The sequence below is a fragment of the Rhodococcus marinonascens NBRC 14363 genome, assembly GCF_001894885.1.
In the GTDB taxonomy this organism is placed as follows: Bacteria; Actinomycetota; Actinomycetes; order Mycobacteriales; family Mycobacteriaceae; genus Rhodococcus_F; species Rhodococcus_F marinonascens.
The window spans coordinates 17,818-35,602 of record NZ_BCXB01000038.1; the positions used below are offsets into that span (position 1 = coordinate 17,818).

Annotated in this window: 15 protein-coding genes; 12 read left to right on the forward strand and 3 right to left on the reverse strand. The window is 62.1% G+C overall.

The window, feature by feature from the left end; genetic code table 11:
• Nucleotides 1–33: 33 nt before the first annotated feature.
• The 4 genes from RM2_RS19945 (at nucleotide 34) to RM2_RS19960 (ending at nucleotide 5,451) form a co-directional block, all read left to right on the forward strand.
• Nucleotides 34–1,440 carry an Ig-like domain-containing protein gene (locus RM2_RS19945; protein ID WP_072691264.1) on the forward strand — a complete coding sequence of 469 codons (1,407 nt, stop codon included), beginning with the start codon at nucleotides 34–36 and terminating at the stop codon, nucleotides 1,438–1,440.
• A gap of 113 nt (nucleotides 1,441–1,553) precedes the next feature.
• Complete coding sequence (locus RM2_RS19950) at nucleotides 1,554–3,005, forward strand: Ig-like domain-containing protein (protein ID WP_072691278.1); 1,452 nt, start codon at nucleotides 1,554–1,556, stop codon at nucleotides 3,003–3,005.
• A gap of 39 nt (nucleotides 3,006–3,044) precedes the next feature.
• Nucleotides 3,045–4,232 (forward strand): Ig-like domain-containing protein, encoded by a 1,188-nt coding sequence (locus tag RM2_RS19955; RefSeq protein ID WP_072691265.1) that lies wholly within the window; start codon nucleotides 3,045–3,047, stop codon nucleotides 4,230–4,232.
• A gap of 61 nt (nucleotides 4,233–4,293) precedes the next feature.
• On the forward strand, nucleotides 4,294–5,451 hold the full coding sequence (locus tag RM2_RS19960) for an Ig-like domain-containing protein (RefSeq protein WP_072691266.1): 1,158 nt from the start codon (nucleotides 4,294–4,296) through the stop codon (nucleotides 5,449–5,451).
• A gap of 293 nt (nucleotides 5,452–5,744) precedes the next feature.
• Here RM2_RS19960 and RM2_RS19965 read toward each other — a convergent pair whose 3' ends face one another.
• Complete coding sequence (locus tag RM2_RS19965; protein WP_072691267.1) at nucleotides 5,745–6,602, reverse strand: Ig-like domain-containing protein; 858 nt, start codon at nucleotides 6,600–6,602, stop codon at nucleotides 5,745–5,747.
• A 39-nt stretch (nucleotides 6,603–6,641) separates the two neighbouring features.
• A complete protein-coding gene (locus RM2_RS24655) occupies nucleotides 6,642–7,439 on the reverse strand; it encodes an Ig-like domain-containing protein (RefSeq protein ID WP_169846777.1) in 798 nt (265 codons plus the stop codon).
• Nucleotides 7,440–9,064: 1,625 nt separating this feature from the next.
• On the opposite strand from RM2_RS24655, the gene RM2_RS19980 reads away from it, so the two are divergent.
• The 7 genes from RM2_RS19980 to RM2_RS20005 all read left to right on the forward strand — a co-directional run bounded on the left by RM2_RS19980 (nucleotide 9,065) and on the right by RM2_RS20005 (nucleotide 14,087).
• Nucleotides 9,065–9,316 carry a hypothetical protein gene (locus RM2_RS19980; RefSeq protein ID WP_139277851.1) on the forward strand — a complete coding sequence of 84 codons (252 nt, stop codon included), beginning with the start codon at nucleotides 9,065–9,067 and terminating at the stop codon, nucleotides 9,314–9,316.
• Nucleotides 9,317–9,422: 106 nt separating this feature from the next.
• On the forward strand, nucleotides 9,423–10,619 hold the full coding sequence (locus RM2_RS19985) for an Ig-like domain-containing protein (RefSeq protein WP_169846778.1): 1,197 nt from the start codon (nucleotides 9,423–9,425) through the stop codon (nucleotides 10,617–10,619).
• A gap of 41 nt (nucleotides 10,620–10,660) precedes the next feature.
• Nucleotides 10,661–11,071 (forward strand): hypothetical protein, encoded by a 411-nt coding sequence (locus RM2_RS19990; RefSeq protein ID WP_139277852.1) that lies wholly within the window; start codon nucleotides 10,661–10,663, stop codon nucleotides 11,069–11,071.
• Nucleotides 11,072–11,116: 45 nt separating this feature from the next.
• Nucleotides 11,117–11,833, forward strand: coding sequence for an Ig-like domain-containing protein (locus RM2_RS19995; protein ID WP_072691273.1), 717 nt, complete (start codon nucleotides 11,117–11,119; stop codon nucleotides 11,831–11,833).
• Nucleotides 11,834–12,454: 621 nt separating this feature from the next.
• Nucleotides 12,455–12,577 (forward strand): hypothetical protein, encoded by a 123-nt coding sequence (locus RM2_RS25685; protein ID WP_281250431.1) that lies wholly within the window; start codon nucleotides 12,455–12,457, stop codon nucleotides 12,575–12,577.
• 109 nt (nucleotides 12,578–12,686) lie between these two features.
• Nucleotides 12,687–12,854, forward strand: coding sequence for a hypothetical protein (locus RM2_RS24660; protein WP_169846779.1), 168 nt, complete (start codon nucleotides 12,687–12,689; stop codon nucleotides 12,852–12,854).
• Between the two features lie 39 nt (nucleotides 12,855–12,893).
• Nucleotides 12,894–14,087, forward strand: a complete 1,194-nt coding sequence (locus RM2_RS20005) for an Ig-like domain-containing protein (RefSeq protein ID WP_072691275.1) — start codon at nucleotides 12,894–12,896, stop codon at nucleotides 14,085–14,087.
• A 320-nt stretch (nucleotides 14,088–14,407) separates the two neighbouring features.
• On the opposite strand, the gene RM2_RS20010 is transcribed toward RM2_RS20005, so the two are convergent.
• Nucleotides 14,408–15,124, reverse strand: a complete 717-nt coding sequence (locus RM2_RS20010) for an alpha/beta fold hydrolase (protein ID WP_307718095.1) — start codon at nucleotides 15,122–15,124, stop codon at nucleotides 14,408–14,410.
• A gap of 774 nt (nucleotides 15,125–15,898) precedes the next feature.
• Here RM2_RS20010 and RM2_RS20015 point away from each other — a divergent pair.
• A partial coding sequence (locus RM2_RS20015) for an aconitate hydratase (RefSeq protein WP_072691276.1) occupies nucleotides 15,899–17,785 on the forward strand: 1,887 nt, incomplete at its 3' end.

Below are 17,785 nucleotides of genomic sequence, written 5' to 3' on the forward strand. Positions count from 1 at the left end.
CTATGACGCACGCTGCATCATCGAGAGGAAATCATGTCTGGCAGAAATATTCGTCGCGCGGTCAGCGCCATCAGTGCTGTGGTGGTGGCCGCGGGGTTCGCGGTCACCGTGGGTACCGGCGCCGCGGGTGCGGCTGACAACTCGGTGTCGTGGTCCGATGGGTACAGCAAGTTCACCCGGACGATCAGCAACGTGAACCTCCACCCGGGAGACTTCTTCAATGTGTCGATAAAGTTCGAACGGAAGTCCCCTGGCCCCGTCGAGTACATCTACCACGTCAAGGACGTGCACCCGGCGTGTTGGAAGTTCCAAACGGCGCAGGTGAACGGCATCGGCAATGGTAGAACTTCGACGGGCAATGTTTCCCCAGGGATGGATTACGCAGAACTCAACTATGGCAGCTCCGGCGACTGGCCGGTGTACCCCAACATCAAACCGAACCAACGCACATTCACGTTCAACTACGTGGTCGGCGACAACTGTGATTACGACGTTCCGTTGACGACAGGGATGATCTACAGCGGCTCTCTCGGCAGCGGCACCTACAAGACCAAGGGCCCGGCCGCCCCGGTCGAGCGCATACCCACCACTACCACTCTCACCGTGCGATCCGATGTACAGGTCGGGCAGTCGGTGCCGCTGACTGCGCACGTAAACAACAACTTCGCCGGCCCCTCCGGCGATGTTATCGAGTTCTACGACGGCACCACCAAAATTGGTACGGTGCCGGTGAACTCGGGCAATGCGACACTTGACTGGACACCGACCACGAAGGGCGACTACAGCCTGTCCGCCAAATTCGTGGAGAACACACGGTTGGCGGCCTCGCAGTCGACCGTGGCCGTGCACGTCTCGGACGCCGAAACCAGCACGGTGCTCACCGGTCTGCCGACCGCGCAGACCGGTACCGAGGTGAGTTTCGAGGCGCAGGTGTCCCCGGCCCCCGAGGGTGGCATCGTTCAATTCAGGGACGGCGACACCGACTTGGGTATCCCGGTACCGGTGGATGCCGACGGCAAAGCCGGCATCACTCACACCTTCGATTCCGAAGGCACCCATGACATCACCGCCGTCTACAGCGGCCTGACGGGAGTCGCCGGTTCCACATCCGCTGGCCTCTCGGTGACGGTGTCGTCGATCGAGACGACAACGGTGCTGACCCTACCCGCGTCCGCGGCGAAGGGTGCTGCGGTGGACCTCACTGCGGCGGTCTTCCCGAACCAGACCGGTGGCACCGTGAAGTTCTTCGACGGCACCGTCCCGATCGGGGACCCGGTGCCGGTGACCGATGGTATGGCAACGCTGTCACATGCCTTCACCGAGTCGGGTGATCACCAAATCACCGCGATCTTCCATGGAGCACAGGGCCAGCTCGGCTCGACCGCGCAGGCCGGCACCGTCACAGTCGCCGATTGGCCAGGGAGCATCTTTGGCTCCTGACCCGACTCCACTACCCGTTCATTTGTATTCACAGAGCCCAGTCCGTGCCAGCTCACCTGGTCGAGTAATGATTCGCCACCGACGAAGCACGCTTCGTGATCGAGAGGAAGTCGATGTTTGACAGGAATATTCGCCGCCTTGTCGGCGCCGTCAGTGCCGTGGTGGTGGCCGCTGGGTTCGCGGTGACCGTCGGTGCCGGCGCCGCGGGTGCGGCTTCCCAAACGAAGTCGTGGACCGACGGCAACAGCAAGTTCACCCGCACGATCAGCAATGCCACTCCCCACGCGGGAGACACCATCACCTCGACCACGAAGTTCGAGCGGACCGCGAGCGTCATGGAGTTCATCTACTGGGTCAAGGACTGGCACCCGGCGTGCCTGACCGTCCAGTCGGCGAGGGTGGGCAGTAACCCCGATGGGTACGACAGCTTTAATTCCTATGGCATCGACAGCAAAGGGGATGACTGGGCGAAGGTTAACGGCAATCTCACCAAATGGTCGGTGAACTCACCAACGCTGAGCGGTAGGCCGACACTGCCGTCGTTCCGCGCATTCGAGTTCACGTACAAGGTCGGTGCGGACTGCGCCCGAGATGTTCCACTGGATACGGGGATGAGTTACAAGGGCTCGCTCGGCAGCGGCACGTACAAAACCAAGGGCCCAGCCGTCACGGTCCAGAAAGACCGGCCCGTGATAAGCCTCTCCGCGGCCGACGATGTGCCGTTCACGCAGTCGGTGACGCTGACGGCGACCGTGACCGATAGCGCCGAGGTCGACAAGATCGACTTCTACGACGGCAACACCAAGATCGGGACGGGTGCGCTGAACAAGGGTGTGGCGACATTCGACTGGACGCCGGATACGCCCGGTCCGCACTCTCTGACTGCGAAGTACGTGGGGAACTCGCGGGCCGAGAGCACGCAGTCGAGTGTGCAGACCGTGCAGGTTTCGGATGCTGAGACCACCACGGTCCTGACCGGTCCGGAGACTGCGGATATCGGCACCGAATCAGCCTTCACGGCGCAGATCTCACCCGCACCGGACGGCGGCACCGTGCAATTCAAAGACGGCGGAACCGATCTGGGCACCCCGGTACCGGTGGACGGGGACGGCACCGCGAGCATGACCCACTCCTTCGATTCCGAAGGCACCCACAACATCATCGCGGTCTACTTGGGCACTGATGGGTTTGCCGGTTCGACCTCCACCGGCCTCCCCGTGCCGGTATCGGAGGCCGAGACCACGGCGATGCTGACTCCACCCGCGTCCGCGGCAAGGGGTGCCGCAGTGGATCTCGTGGCACAGATCACACCGGCAACCGGTGGCGGCACCGTGCAATTCAAAGACGGCGGCACCAACCTGGGCAGCCCGGTACCAGTAAACGGGGACGGCAAGGCGAGTATCACCCACACCTTCCGCTCCGCAGGTGCCCATGACATCACCGCCGTCTATAGCGGAACGCTGGGCCATCGGGGCTCGACCTCGCGGCCCGTCACGATCACCGTCACCAATGGTGGCGCCGACGACGGCGGCACAGGATCGCCGGGTAACATCTTCGGATCCTGACCCTACTACCACGAATGCTTCATAGTTGAAAGGGAATTCATGTCCGACAGAAACATTCGTCGCGCGGTCAGTGCCGTCAGTGCCGTGGTGGTGGCCGCGGGATTCGCGGTCACCGTGGGCGCCGGCGTTGCTGACGCGGCTGCCAAATCGAGGCAATGGTCCGACCACTTCAGCCAGTTCACCCGTACGATCAGCAACGTGAACCCCCATGCGGGAGACACCATCACCGTGACGACGAAGTTCCAACGCAAGGCCGGTGGCGCCGTCGAGTACATCTACAACGTTCGGGATGTGCACCCTGCGTGTCTGACGGTTCAGTCGGCGAAGGTGGGTGGGAAGTCTTATGGCATCGACAGCAAGGGTGATGATTGGGCGAAGGTCAAGGGCAACATCATCAAGTGGCCGGTGTACCCGATGTTCGGCCCGGAGACCAACGCGTTCAAGCAGTCGCGCACGTTCGAGTTCACGTACAAGGTCGGTGCGGATTGTGACCGCAACGCTGCGCTGGAGACGGGGATGCGGTACTCGGGTTCGCTCGGCAGCGGTACGTACAACACCAAGGGCCCGGACATCAAGGTCGGGTTGGACGCCTCCACCACCGATCTCGCTGCCGCACCGTCCGACGTGCAGATCGGCAAGTCGGTGCCGCTGACGGCGACCGTGACCGGTGGCGCCAAAGGCGACACCGTCGAGTTCTACGACGGCGCCACCAAGATCGGGACGGCTGCGCTCGACAAAAAGGGTGTGGCGGCATTCGAGTGGACTCCGGACACGGCGGGTGAGCACACACTGTCGGCGAAGTACCTGGCCACCTCGCGGGTGGCGGGTTCGCAGTCGGGTGTGCAGACCGTCCCGGTCCCGGACGCGGAGACCACCACGGTGCTCACCGGCCCGTCGAGCGTGCAGGCCGGCGCGGAGGTGAGTTTCGAGGCGCAGATCTCCCCGGCCCCTGAGGGTGGCATCGTGCAGTTCCGGGACGGCGACACCGACTTGGGTACCCCGGTACCGGTGGATGCGGACGGCAAAGCGAACATCACCCGCACCTTCGATTCCGAAGGCACCCATGAGATCGCCGCCGTCTACAGCGGTGCACCGGATTATTCCGGTTCGACGGCCGAGGTCGTCACGGTCACGGTCACCGACGCGGACGGCGGCCTCAACGACGACGGCGGCGGCACCGAGGAGCCCGTCAACACAGGATCGCCGGGCAACATCTTCGGATCGTGACCCGACTACGACCCACGCCCACAACCGAGAGGAAATCATGTCTGGCAGAAACATTCGTCGCGTGAGCGCGGCTACTGCCGTGGCGGTGGCTGCAGGATTCGCGGTCACCGTCGGTGCAGGTGTCGCTGACGCGGCTTCCAAATCGGTGACGTGGACTGCTGGCCACGCCAAGTTCACACGGACTATCAGCGACGTGAACCCAAGCGAGGGAGACATCATCACCTCGAAGACGAAGTTCGAGCGGACCTTCGGTGGCACAGTGGAATACATCACCAAAGTCAAGGATGTACACCCGGAGTGTTGGACGCTCCAGAGGGCGTACTTGGGCGAGATCAAGCCTGCTAACGAGCTTGTTATCGACTTGGACCGTCCGGACTTTGCACAGGTCAAGTCACCGGGCCCGCAAGACTGGGCGGTGTTTCCGAACATCAGCCCGAAGTCGCGCACCTTCACTTTCCAGTACCGGGTCGAGAGGGACTGTGACCGCAATGTACCGCTGATGACGACGCTGAACTACTCGCACACCCTCGGCACCAGCAATTACAAGGACAAGGGCCCGGCCGTCACAGTCAAGCTCAACAACTCCTCCACCGATCTCGCCGTGCCCTCCAACGCGCAGGTCGGGCGAACGGTACCGCTGAAGGTCACCGTGAGATCAGGCGTGGGTCGTGCCGAGGAGGGTGACACCGTCGAGTTCTATGACGGCACCAGAAAGATCGGGTCGACGCGGGTGAACCGTGTGGGTGAGGGGGTATTGGAATGGACACCGGACACAGCTGGTGATCGCAGCCTGTCCGCGAAGTTTCTTCAGACCCCGCATTCGAACGGCTCGCAGTCGAGTGTGCAGGCGGTGCAGGTCTCGCCGGCCCCGGACGCGGAGACCAGCACGGTACTCCTTGGTCCGGCGACTGCGCCGACCGGCGCCGAGGTGATCTTCGGGGCACAGGTCTCACCGGCCTCCGAGGGTGGCACCGTGCAGTTCCGGGATGGTGACACCGACCTGGGTACCCCGGTGCCGGTGGCCGAGGACGGCAAGGCGAGCATCACCCGAACCTTCGATTCCGAAGGAACCCATGACATCACCGCCGTCTACAGCGGTGCACCGGGCTATTCCGGTTCGGCCGCTGAGGTCGTCACGGTCACGGTCGTCGACGCGGTCGGCGGCCCCGACGACGGTGACGGCGGCACAGGATCGCCGGGCAACATCTTCGGATCCTGACCCGAATCACGCATGTAGGCTACTTGTTTCGCCGAACCCCCACCTCCGATTGAACCCGCGACGATCAGGTTGCTCTCGACACGGCGGATCGTGTGCCGGTTGGTGTCTCTTCGGCATAGACACGGGCCACGAACGCGAACCAATGGTGGAGCGAGCCGGGCGACGCCCACCGATGATGACCGAACACTGGAACCCAGGACTACCTATATTCATCGGACAGGTCCGATCTCGCCCTGAACGGCTTCGGTATCTGACCGGGTTCCGTGCACGTGTGTGGGGCAGGTGGTGTCGCGTCAGGATCCGAAGATGTTGCCGGCCGATCCTGTGGCGGTCTCGGCGTCCGAAACCTGCACGGTCCGCATGCTTGACTGCGAGCTTCGGGTCTGCGGGTTCCCCAGGAATTTCGCGGTCAAGAGGTAGGCACCTTGCGTATCCGGTGTCCAGTCGAATGCCGCTACACCCGTATCGTCGAGCGCAGCCGTCCCAACCTTGGTGGAATCGTCGTAGAACTCGACTGTGTCACCAATAGCGCCGCCAGTAACGGTCGCCGTCAGCCGCACCTGCTGCCCGATCTGCACGTGGGACGGCATCGCATCGAAAGCCGTGGTGGAGGTGCCCAGTCCGACCGTGATCTTCAAGACACCGGCTTCGGTGGTGTGGCTGCCCGCGCCGTTCGAGAATTCGTAGCTGACTCCAGTCGTCAGCGGAATGCTACGTTCACAGCCCTCGTCGACCCGGTACGCGAACTCGAACGTGTGCGATTCCGGATCATTTGTCTTGGGAGGAATATCCCATGAACCATCGACGCTGCTGATCGTCACAAAATCGGGACCAATGGTGTTGATGAAATCCAAGGGCTTCCCGTCCACCTGCGCTGATTGGAATGTCAGACATGCCGGGCAGATGTCCGTGAAGACGGGGATGGTTTCGGACGCATCGGGCGTCTCGACCCTCGTCGACGACGTGAAGGTGTCTCCCGGTCCCGGTTCAACATCACTGATCGTGCGGGTGAACACAGTCTGCCCGTCGGTCCACGTCACCGTTTGGGGAACCGCATCAGCGACGCCTGCACTGACGGTGACCGCGAATCCTGTGGCCACCACCACGGCACCGACGCCGCTGACCGCGCGACAAACGTTCCTGCCAGACATCAGTTTCCTTTCGATGATGAAGCGTGCTTCGTGGTCGGGTCAGGATCCGAAGGTGTTGCCAGCCGGTCCTGTGGGGGTGGGCTCATCAGTGACGGTGATGGTGACGGCGGGGGCGGTCGAACCGGAATGGCCGGCTGTTCCGCTGTAGACGGCGGTGATGTCGTGGGTGCCTTCGGAATCGAAGGTGCGGGTGATGGCTGCTTTGCCGTCCGCATCCACCGCTACGGGTTCGCCCAGATCGGTTTCACCGTCCCTGAATTGGACGGTGCCTCCCTCGGGGGTGGGAGAGACCTGCGCCTCGAAGCTCACCTCGGTTCCGGTCTGCGCGGTCGCCGGGCCGGTGAGCACCGTAGTGGTCTCGGCATCCGAGACCACCACGGTCTGCACAACCGACTCCGAGCCCGCGATCCGCTCGTTCCCCAAGTACTTCGCCGACAGGCTGTGCTCACCCGGCGTGCGCGGCCCCCACGCGAATCCGGCCACCCCCTTGCTATCGAGCGCGGCCAACCCGATCTTGGTGTCACCGTCGTAGATCTCGACATTCTCGCCGACGGTGCCGGGGGCCACGGTAACCGTGAGCGGTACCCACTGACCGACCTGCACATCGGTTGGCGCATCACCGAAGGCGGTGGTCGTAGCTGTTTTGGGAACTACGGAGATCGTTGTCAGGGGTCTACCGCCGGCATTCACCTCGGCGGCGGCAGGGGTATCGCGCGGTGCACATCGGATACTGCGATTCGTGTATGGGTCGGAGTCGGTATCCACTGAGCCATCGAGATCGCCCCAATCGACTTGGAACGTGAAGAAGTTCTCCGGATTTCCGTATAGATCGGACACGATATCCGTACTGACGTCGGGCGCTTGGAGTTCTCTGGGGGCAGCTTCTGCATTGCGCAGGCTCGGTTCAACGACAGTTCCACCCTCACCCGCCCTCATGGTAACCGTGATAGTCGGCCATTGAGTCTTCGATTTCGTGGTCGCAGGACTCATCATCCCAACCCGAGGATCGGTCTCAAGCGGCACCCTGGGGTGGTGATCAGGTGGGAGAGTTAGAGAATTAGGGCCATTTCCAGTAGGAAACTTGGCCGTGCCCTCGGTGACTTGATCTTTCCATACCCGCAGCAGCTGGCCACTGTCGCTCGGATTTCCGGCGTAATCTATGCGCGTGATGTCAACACCTTTCGAACTCGTGCTGTAATCCACCAGCTCCGCGCCCGAAGGGATTGTGATGTCAATTTTTTCGCGGATCCAATCCGGAATCTGCGAATTACTACCCGGGTGCTTATCGTTCCCCGTGTCGTTGCCCTTCGGATCTTTCCGCCTCATCTGAATCGGATCCAGGGTTATCTTGTATTGGAATTCCTGCCCGGAGATGACCTGTCTCGGTGCTTGAACCTCCACGCCCCAGTTGCTTGTGGAATCTCTGTTGCTGGTCAAGAAGGGCTCGAAGCGCCCACGAGATGACCAACAGCTCACCTTGAAATCGATGTGCTTCGTGACGATGTCGCCGGCTACCTTGTCCGCTGATGCGACACCAGCCGGGAGTACGAGTGTTCCTGCGGCGAGCGTAGTAGACACTGCAATGGTGGACCACCGGCGAATCGGTCTCATGGCTGTTCCGCTCCTCTTGATAACCAAGTATGTGTAGGCATGCGCCCGCGATCTCCCTGTGAGCGGTAGATCACGGACGGCGATTGGAAGTAGTTGAGGAATCAATCCCCCACCGGGCACAGTGCAATGACCGAGGATGCCGAGGCATCATGTTGTTGGTGTTTCTACTGGCGAGTCACTATAGAGCTAGATTCCGTTGGGCCGCAACGTACCAGTCCGGATCCACAAGTTGGATTGATCGCCGGACCGGCGCGGGTCCGGGCCGGTCCGTTCGGCGCCCATCACGTACTCGGCGCGGTACCGCTGGCGTAGGCACCAACGGTCGCCTTTAGGGTGTGCTTCGCAACGACGCCAGCCACCGCCAGCGATATCGATGCCCCTCAACAGTTTCCGGACCCTGGTGCATCGAACGAATCTCCTCGAGCCGCCCAAGAGCTCGAGGCACTAGCTCAGCTACCGGGATGCGCAGCACCATCCCAACGAACAACCACTGCCCCATGTTGAGTCGGACCGCTGGCGCTGTCGATTCTCTATGACGAAGTCTCGAGACGTGTTTTGCCACAAACTTGTTCAAAGTAATCGTTGTACAAAGTGTAAGTAATATCCAGGACCTTCGAAGGAGGAACGATTCACAGGAAGGTGGAGGAACTCGGTGGTCAGGCCATCGGAGGGCGTGACGACGACTGATTGTGGGTTCCCTGTCATCACATAGGAATTCATCTCGATGTGATACGTTTTTCACCTATTGGAGACTTCCGTACGGCCCTCTCGGTTACCTACCGAGAGGAATTTTTGTGTCCAACACAACACTTCGTCTCATAGCCAGCTTTGCGTGTGCCATGGTGGTCGCTATGCGATTAGCAGTGATGGTCGCCGCGCGTGTGGCGGGTGCGGCTCCCGCGTCGGTGTCCTGGAGCGGCGGTACGACTGGGTTGACCCGAACGATCGGCAATGTGAGTTCTCGCGTCAACGAGAGGGTCATCGTGTCGCCGGAGATCGAGCAGCTCGTCACCATCATCGATGCGGGTGGTGGTACCGACGATGGCGGCGGCACGGACGAGCATACCGGCACCGGGCCGGTCGGCCGCACCTTCGGATCCTGACCCCACCCGCCCCACACCGGTGTACAGAATCCGGTCCGATACCGAAGCCGCTCGTCAGGACCAGTCCGAAGCCCACGAATCACGCTGCATAATCGAGAGGAAGTTCATGTCTAGCTGGCACATTCGTCGCGCGGCCGGTGCGTTCAGTGCCGTAGTAGTGGCCGCAGGGTTCGCGGTCACCGTGGGTGCCGGCGTTGCTGACGCGGCAGCCAACCCCAACCCGAAGTCGTGGTCCTCCGGTTTGAGCAAGTACACCCGCACGATCAGCAACGTGAACCCCCACGCGGGAGACACCATCACCGTGACGACAAAGTTCGAACGGAAAGCCGGTGGTGTGTTCGAGAAGGTATGGGAGTTCGATGACGTGTACCCGGCATGTCTGACCTTCGAATCGGCAAAGGTGGACGGGAAGTCCGTTGATCTCGAGAGCCAAGACGACGATGATCTCGAGAGCGAAGACGCCGATGTAGCGCAGATCAAGGGGAGTTGGTTTGTGCGCCCCTACTTCAGCCCGAAGTCGCACACGTTCGAGTTCACGTACGAGGTCGGTGCGGATTGTGGCCGCAACACAGAGCTGAAGACGGGAATGCACTACGACGGAACCCTCGGGGAGGGTACGTTCAACACCAAGGGCCCGGCCATCAAGGTCGGATTGGACAGCTCCACCACCGATCTTGCTGCCGCACCGTCCGATCTGCAGGTCGGGCGGTCGGCTCCGCTGACGGCGACCGTGACCGGTGGCGCCAAAGGCGACACCGTCGAGTTCTACGACGGTGCCACCAAGATCGGGACGACTGCGCTCGACAAAAAGGGTGTGGCCGCCTTGGCCTGGATTCCGGATACGGAGGGTGAGCACACACTGTCGGCGAAGTACCTGGCCACCTCGCGGGTGGCGGGTTCGCAGTCGGGTGTGCAGACGGTGCAGGTCTCGCCGATCCCGGACGCGGAAACCCGCACGGTGCTCCTTGGTCCGTCGACTGCGCAGACCGGCACCGAGGTGATCTTCGGCTCGCAGGTATCCCCGACCCCCGAGGGTGGCACCGTGCAGTTCATCGATGGTGACACCGATCTGGGTGACCCGGTACCGGTGGATGCCGACGGCAAGGCAAGTATCACCCACACCTTCGATTCCGAAGGCACCCATGACATCACCGCCGTCTACAGCGGGGAACCGGGTGTTTCAGGTTCGACGGCCGAGCCGGTCACGGTCACGGTCACCGACGAGGACGGTGGCCCCGACGACGGCGACGGTGGCACCGGTGACGGTGGCACAGGATCGGCGGGCAACATCTTCGGATCCTGAACTACCCATTACGCACGCCTGGTCGTCGAGAGAGGAAGTTCATGTCTAGCAGGAATATTCGTCGCGCGGTGAGCGCGGCCAGTGCTGTGGTGGTGGCCGCGGGGTTCGCGGTCACTGTGGGTGCAGGCGTCGCTGACGCGGCTGCAGAAACGGTGAAATGGTCCGACCACTTCAGCCAGTTCACCCGCACGATCAGCAACGTGAACCCCCATGCGGGAGAAACCATCACCGTGTCGACGAAGTTGGAACGGAAGGTCGGTGGTGTGCTCGAGTACGTCAGAAACGTTCGGGATGTGCACCCGGAATACCTGACCTTCAAGTCGGCGACGGCGAACGGAAAGTCCATCAAGCTCGAGAGCCAAGGCGCCGGTGTCGCGCATATCAAGGGTCTGTGGGAAGTGCACCCGCTTCGCGTCGGTGGGAACACGTCGGCGACGTTCGAGTTCAAATAAAAGGTCGGTGCGGATTGTGACCGCAACGCCTCGCTGGATACGGGAATGCGCTACTCGGGTTCGCTCGGCAGCGGTACGTACAACAAAAGGGGCCCGTCCATCACGGTCCGGTTGGACACCTCCACAACCGATCTCGGTGCAGTACCGTCCGATGTGCAGATCGGTGAGTCGGTGCCGCTGACGGCGACCGTGACCGGTGGCGCCAAGGGCGACACCATCGAGTTCTGGGACGGTACGACCAAGATTGGGACGGCTGCGCTCGACAAGAAGGGTGTGGCAGCCTTCGGTTGGATTCCGGACGCGGAGGGTGAGCACAGTTTGTCGGCGAAGTACCTGGCCACTTCGCGGGTGGCGGGTTCGCAGTCGGGAATGCGGGCGGTGCAGGTTTCGCCGGTCCCGGATGTGGAGACCACCACGGTGCTCACCGGCCCGGCAACCGCGCAGACCGGTGCGGAGGTGAGTTTCGAGGCGCAGGTGTCCCCGATCCCTGAGGGTGGCACCGTGCAGTTCCGGGACGGCGACACCGACCTGGGTGCCCCGGTACCGGTGGATGCGGACGGCAAGGCGAGCATCACCCACACCTTCGATTCCGAAGGCACCCATGAGATCACCGCCGTCTACAGCGGGGCACCGGGTGTTTCAGGTTCGACGGCCGAGCCGGTCACGGTCACGGTCACCGACGAGGACGGTGGCCCCGACGGCGGCGATGGTGGCACCGGTGACGGTGGCACAGGATTGGATGGAAACATTTTCGGATCCTGACCTGGCCACGGCGCACGCCGCATCATCGACAGGGAAAGTCCTGACTGGCAACAATATTCGTCGCGCAGTCGGTACCACCAGTGCCATGGTAGTGGCCGCGGGCTTCGCGGTCACCACCGGTGCCGGTGCCGCGGACGCGGCTCCCCAATCGGTGTCGTGGTCCGACGACTTCAGCCAGTTCACCCGCACGATCAGCAACGTGAACCCCCATGCGGGAGACATCATCACCGTGTCGACGAAGTTCGAACGAAAGGTCGGTGGTGTGACGAGGACGTCGTCTCGGTCACGGACAGGCAGTCGGTGTTTGATGTTGTTCGTGACGCCCTACACAGGCTGCAGAACCAGCTGGCATCGGCACTGTAGAGAGGTGTGGCGCTCGGCGCGTTCACTCTTGCGATGGCATTGATCATTGATTCTGGATCATCCAGGGAAACATACGTTCTCGAGTATGGGGCCCTCAGCCAGGCCCTACTCGTGGATTGAACATCTACGCCCGGAGTCAACTGCACTCGGGGCAGTCCCAAGGCTACCAAGCACGCTTCATCGTCGAGAGGAAATACATGTCGACAGCTGTCGGCGAAGTACCTGGCCACCTCGCGGGGCGGCGGGTTCGCAGTCGGTGTGCAGACGGTGCAGGTCTCGCCGGTTCCGGACGCCGAGACAGCTACGGTGCTCACCGGCCCGTCGAGCGCACAGACCGGTGCGGAGGTGAGTTTCGAGGCGCAAGGTGTCCCCGATCCCTGAGGGGGCATCGTGCGGTTCAGGGACGGCGACACCGACTGGGGTATCCCGGTGCCGGTGGGCGAAAACGGCAAGGCTAGCATCACCCGTACCTTCGATTCCGAAGGTACGCATGACATCACCGCCGTACAGCGGAGCACCGGGTTGTTCCGTTTCGACCTCCGATTCCGTCACGGTCACTGTCACCGAGGCGGAAGGTGGCCGTGGCGATGGTGGCCCCGGCGACGGTGACCCCGGCGACCGTGGCACAGGATCGGCGGACAACATCTTCGGATCCTGACCCACTCACTACGAACGCTTCATCAAAGAAAGGAAATTCATGTCCGACAGGAATATTCGTCGCACGATCGGTGCGTTCAGTGCTGTGGTGGTGGCCGCGGGGTTCGCGGTCGCCCTGGGTGCCGGCGTTGCTGACGCGGCAGCCAACCCCAACCCGGAGTCGTGGTCCGCCGGGAACAGCAAGTTCACCCGGACGATCAGCAACGTGAACCCCAATGCGGGAGACACCATCACCGTGACGACGAAGTTCGAACGGAAGATTGCTGTGGAGTACATCCACGCCGTCACGGATGTGCACCCGGAATGTCTGACGGCTGTGTCGGCGAAGGTGGATGGGAAGTCTTACAAGATCGACCACAAGGGTAGTGATTCGACGAGGGTCAAGGGCAACTTAACCAAGTGGCCGGTACGCCCTTACCTCAGCCCGAAGTCGCACACGTTCGAGTTCACGTACGAGGTCGGGGCGGATTGTAAACGCAACGTCCCGCTGGATACGGGAATGCGCTACGACAGTTCGCTCGCCGGCAACAGTACGTTCAACAAGAAGGGCCCGTCCATCACGGTCGGGTTGGACACCTCCACCACCGATCTCGGTGCCGTACCGTCCGATGTGCAGGTCGGGCGGTCGGCGCCGCTGACTTCGACCGTGACCGGTGGCACCAAGGGCGACACCGTCGAGTTCTGGGACGGTGCCACCAAGATCGGGACGGCTGCGCTTGACAAAAAGGGTGTGGCGGAATTCGAGTGGACACCGGACACGGCGGGTGAGCATCTACTGATGGCGAAGTACCTGGGAAACTCGTCGTCGGCGGGTTCGCAGTCGGGTGTGCAGACGGTGCAGGTCTCGTCGGTCCCGGATACGGAGACCACCACGGTGCTCACCGGCCCGGCAACCGCGCAGACCGGTGCGGAGGTGAGTTTCGAGGCGCAGGTGTCGCCGGCTCCTGAGGGCGGCACCGTGCAGTTCATCGATGGTGACACCGATCTGGGTGCCCCGGTACCGGTGGATGCCGACGGCAAGGCGAGCGTCACCCACACCTTCGATTCCGAAGGCACCCATGACATCACCGCCGTCTACAGCGGTGCACCGGGTGTTTCTGGTTCGACGGCCGAGCCGGTCACGGTCACAGTCACCGATGCGGACGGCGGCCCCGACGACGGCGACGGTGGCCCCGGCGACGGTGGTAACGACGACGGCGGCACAGGATCGGTCGGCAACATCTTCGGATCCTGACCCAGGTTCATCCGCCAGGTGTTTCAGTCAGGCACTTGACCTTCCGACGATCACGTCCTCTTATGGCACACCCGACCTGCGGAACCTCCGGCGCCGGATCGGAATCGGCCGATGACGGATGTGGCTCGTGACGTCTTACACAGGCGCGTTGTGCCGCCACCCTCAACCGTGAGGGTGGCGGCATAATGCTCGAGGCGTCGGCTACTGCGTGCAGTTGGCGCGCACCGTATCGGGACAAGCCTGTCGGCTTCGGAAAGTCCTGTTGCAGTGGCCTGATCGCCTTCTCGTACGTCCGCCGTTGCGGATGGACGGTCGTCCGTTTACGCTTTCGCGTCCGCTCCCGCCGCAACGTCTAGATGTGGCGACGCGTTCACTCTTGTGATGGCATCGATCACTGACCCTGGATCATCCAGGGGAACAAACGTTCTCGAGTTGGGGACCTCGATCAGTGTCGAGTTGGGGAAAACGTCCGCAAGGCGCCTGCCGAGCCTTGGCGTAAAAAGACGGTCACGCTGTCCCCAGGCGAGGACGACAGGCTTGGTGAATCGGTTCAGCCGAGTCGACACACCCACGAGATCGCTGGCGGTGATCTGACGCGCCAGTATCGCCAGATCTCGGCAGATGCGAGAGTCGTTCCGGCAAGGCTCGAACCAGGCTGCGGTGAGATCCGCGTGCTCATTCGTGAGCAGGTCGTATCCAAACGGCGAGTGGCGCAGTGGACGTAGCAGCCGCATCGCGGTAAACATTGTTTTGATGGATATCGGACCGCGCATCAGCTGCAAAGTCATGGTAAACGGAAAAGGCGGAAACTTTTCGAAGGCGTCGCAGTTGGCCAGAACCAAGCGTCCGACGTGGTCTGGGTAATAGTCAACCACCACTTGGCACAGTCCGCCGCCGGTGTCGCTACCAACAAGTGTCGCATCCTTGAGATCGAGGGCATCCATCAGATCGCGGATGAGCGTCGCGAGGCCCGCAAACGACAGTGTGACGGTGTCATCCACCGGAATGGTATGAGAACCCAACGGCAATGTGGGCATGATGCACCGAAATCCACTGCGAGCTAACGACTCGGCGACCTCTGCCCATAGCCGATGATCGACAAAGACCGTGGATGAAAAGTACTGGCGGATACGCTGAGTCCTCGGGCCCCACTACCTGATACTTGATCGTTGCCTGCTCCAGCGTGACTTGAGGCATGTCAGCTACTCTCCTTCGACCCCCTGCCTGATGCGCGTGCGTACTCTGCAACGTGAAGTCGTCAGAAGTGGAACAGATGATCCAGCTGCGAATTATCCGTGTCCTGTGTCGGATTTCAACGTGACGTGTTCGCCTTTGCGTGAGTCAGGCCGTTCGGGTCCCATGTTGTAGTGCCCTGACCCCGGCTGGTCCCTGTTGCTGGGATTCACCTGGAATGAGAGCCAGGAATTATTGATGCGAATTCGGTTGATTTCACAGGTGACGGAGTTGTGGGTGTGCCTGCATTGGGGAGCGTACTCGGCCAGGGTGTCATCGTCCAGTGACCCGATTGCCCCGACTTCGGCTGACCCCACAGTGGATCTGCGTTGCGGCCCTCACGCCGGGCAGGCAACGTATGAGAACTGATCTATCACCACTTTCACTACCCGAACCACTAGCAAAATCTAGCCCAATCTAAGGCGTGACGTAGACAGGCGAAGATTGCGATGTCGAGTTCCTGGATGCCTGGATGCCTGGATGCCTGGATGCCTGGATGCCTGGATGCCTGGATGTCTGGTGTCTCTGGCTCTCGGCGGGGTTGGCGGGGCATCCTGGAGTAGACGAAGGGATCAACGATGCCCGACAATGTCGCCCGCAAAGTCATCGGTGCCCACCTCCTCGGCGGTTTGATGGAACCCGGCGAGGAGATCTCGATTCGGATCGATCAGACCCTCACCCAGGATGCCACTGGAACACTTGTGATGCAGGAACTCGAGGCGCTCCACCTCGATCGCGTCAAGACGGAACTGAGCGTGCAGTACGTCGACCACAATCTGTTGCAGACCGACGAGAAGAACGCCGAGGACCATGAGTTCCTGCGCACGGCCGCGCTGCGGTACGGGTTGTGGTTCTCCAAGCCTGGTAACGGGGTCTCTCATCCGACTCACATGCAGCGATTCGGTGTTCCTGGCAAGACGTTGGCCGGTTCCGACTCGCACACCCCGGCGGCGGGTTCCCTGGGCATGCTGGCGATCGGGGTCGGCGGGCTCGAGGTCGCCATGGCGATCGCGGGGCAGCCACTGCATCTGCGGATGCCCCAGATCTGGGGTGTGGAGTTGACCGGCCGGTTGCCCCCGTGGTGTTCGGCGAAAGACGTCATTCTCGAGATGCTCCGCCGCCACGGGGTCAACGGCGGGCTTGGCAGGATCATCGAGTACCACGGCTCAGGACTCGAGACTTTGACCGCAATGGATCGACATGTCATCGCGAATATGGGCGCCGAGTTAGGTGCGACAACATCGATATTTCCCGCAGATGATGCCGTTCGAGACTTCTTGCGGTGCGAGGGAAGGGAAGGGGATTTCGTGGAGTTACTCGCCGATGACGGCGCCGAGTACGACATCCGCGAACACCTCGACCTGTCGACCATCGAACCCTTGATCGCGAAACCGTCGTCACCGGGGAACGTCGTGCCGGTCCACGAGGTTGCCGGTGAAGCCATCAGCCAGGTAGTGATCGGATCGTCCGCCAACCCCGGGCTGCGCGATTTCGCCATCGCTGCAGCCATGGTGTCGGGAAGGCAGACAGTTCCAAACGTGAGCTTCGACGTCAACCCGAGTTCCCGTGAGATCCTCTCCGATCTCACTGGGATGGGTGCCACTCTCGAACTCGTCATGGCCGGAGCGCGTATCCACCAGTCCGGGTGCATGGGCTGTATCGGTATGGGTCAGGCGCCCGCAACGGGCAAGAATTCACTCAGGACGATGCCGCGCAATTTTCCGGGCCGCTCGGGAACACGAGAGGACTCGGTCTGGCTGTGCTCGCCGGAGACGGCGGCGGCGTCGGCGCTCACCGGGGTCATCACCGACCCGCGGGCCTGGGCGGAGGAAGTCGGGATGTCTTACCCGACGATCGATTTTCCGGCCAAGGCTGCCGTCAACACCGCCATGCTCGTGGCTCCGCTACCGGAAGAAGAGGCGCGGGGTGTCGACCTTGTGAAAGGGCCCAACATCTCGTCCCTGCCAGAGCTTCCGCCCCTTCGCGACCGGATCGAAGCGCCGGCACTACTCGTGGTCGGCGACAACGTATCGACCGACGAGATTTCGCCGGCAGGCGCGCGGGCTCTGCCGCTGCGTTCCAATATCCCCAAGCTGGCCCGGTTCACGTTCACGCAGATCGACGAGACCTATCCTCGGCGCGCGGAGAAGTCGGCGATGAGCACCGGGCATTTCGTCGTCGGCGGCGACAACTACGGTCAGGGTTCTTCGCGAGAGCACGCCGCCATCACTCCGCGCTATCTAGGGCTCCATGCGGTGATCGCCAAATCGTTTGCCCGTATCCACTGGCAGAACCTCGCCAACTTCGGTGTTCTCGCGCTCGAATTCGAGGATCCGGATGACTACGACACAATTACGCAAGGCGATGTGCTGATCCTCGACGGAGTACGTGCGGCCATTCAATCCGGGCAGCACCTGACCCTCCTCGACGCGACGCGCGGGGTCGAGATTCCTGTTCGTCATCGT

Coding starts and splice junctions, on each gene's coding strand:
- RM2_RS19945 (WP_072691264.1), top strand. CDS start 34: ATGTCTGGCAGAAATATTCGTCGCGCGGTCAGCGCCATCAGTGCTGTG.
- RM2_RS19950 (WP_072691278.1), top strand. CDS start 1,554: ATGTTTGACAGGAATATTCGCCGCCTTGTCGGCGCCGTCAGTGCCGTG.
- RM2_RS19955 (WP_072691265.1), top strand. CDS start 3,045: ATGTCCGACAGAAACATTCGTCGCGCGGTCAGTGCCGTCAGTGCCGTG.
- RM2_RS19965 (WP_072691267.1), bottom strand. CDS start 6,602: ATGTCTGGCAGGAACGTTTGTCGCGCGGTCAGCGGCGTCGGTGCCGTG.
- RM2_RS19980 (WP_139277851.1), top strand. CDS start 9,065: ATGCGATTAGCAGTGATGGTCGCCGCGCGTGTGGCGGGTGCGGCTCCC.
- RM2_RS19985 (WP_169846778.1), top strand. CDS start 9,423: ATGTCTAGCTGGCACATTCGTCGCGCGGCCGGTGCGTTCAGTGCCGTA.
- RM2_RS19990 (WP_139277852.1), top strand. CDS start 10,661: ATGTCTAGCAGGAATATTCGTCGCGCGGTGAGCGCGGCCAGTGCTGTG.
- RM2_RS19995 (WP_072691273.1), top strand. CDS start 11,117: ATGCGCTACTCGGGTTCGCTCGGCAGCGGTACGTACAACAAAAGGGGC.
- RM2_RS24660 (WP_169846779.1), top strand. CDS start 12,687: ATGACATCACCGCCGTACAGCGGAGCACCGGGTTGTTCCGTTTCGACC.
- RM2_RS20005 (WP_072691275.1), top strand. CDS start 12,894: ATGTCCGACAGGAATATTCGTCGCACGATCGGTGCGTTCAGTGCTGTG.
- RM2_RS20010 (WP_307718095.1), bottom strand. CDS start 15,124: ATGCCCACATTGCCGTTGGGTTCTCATACCATTCCGGTGGATGACACC.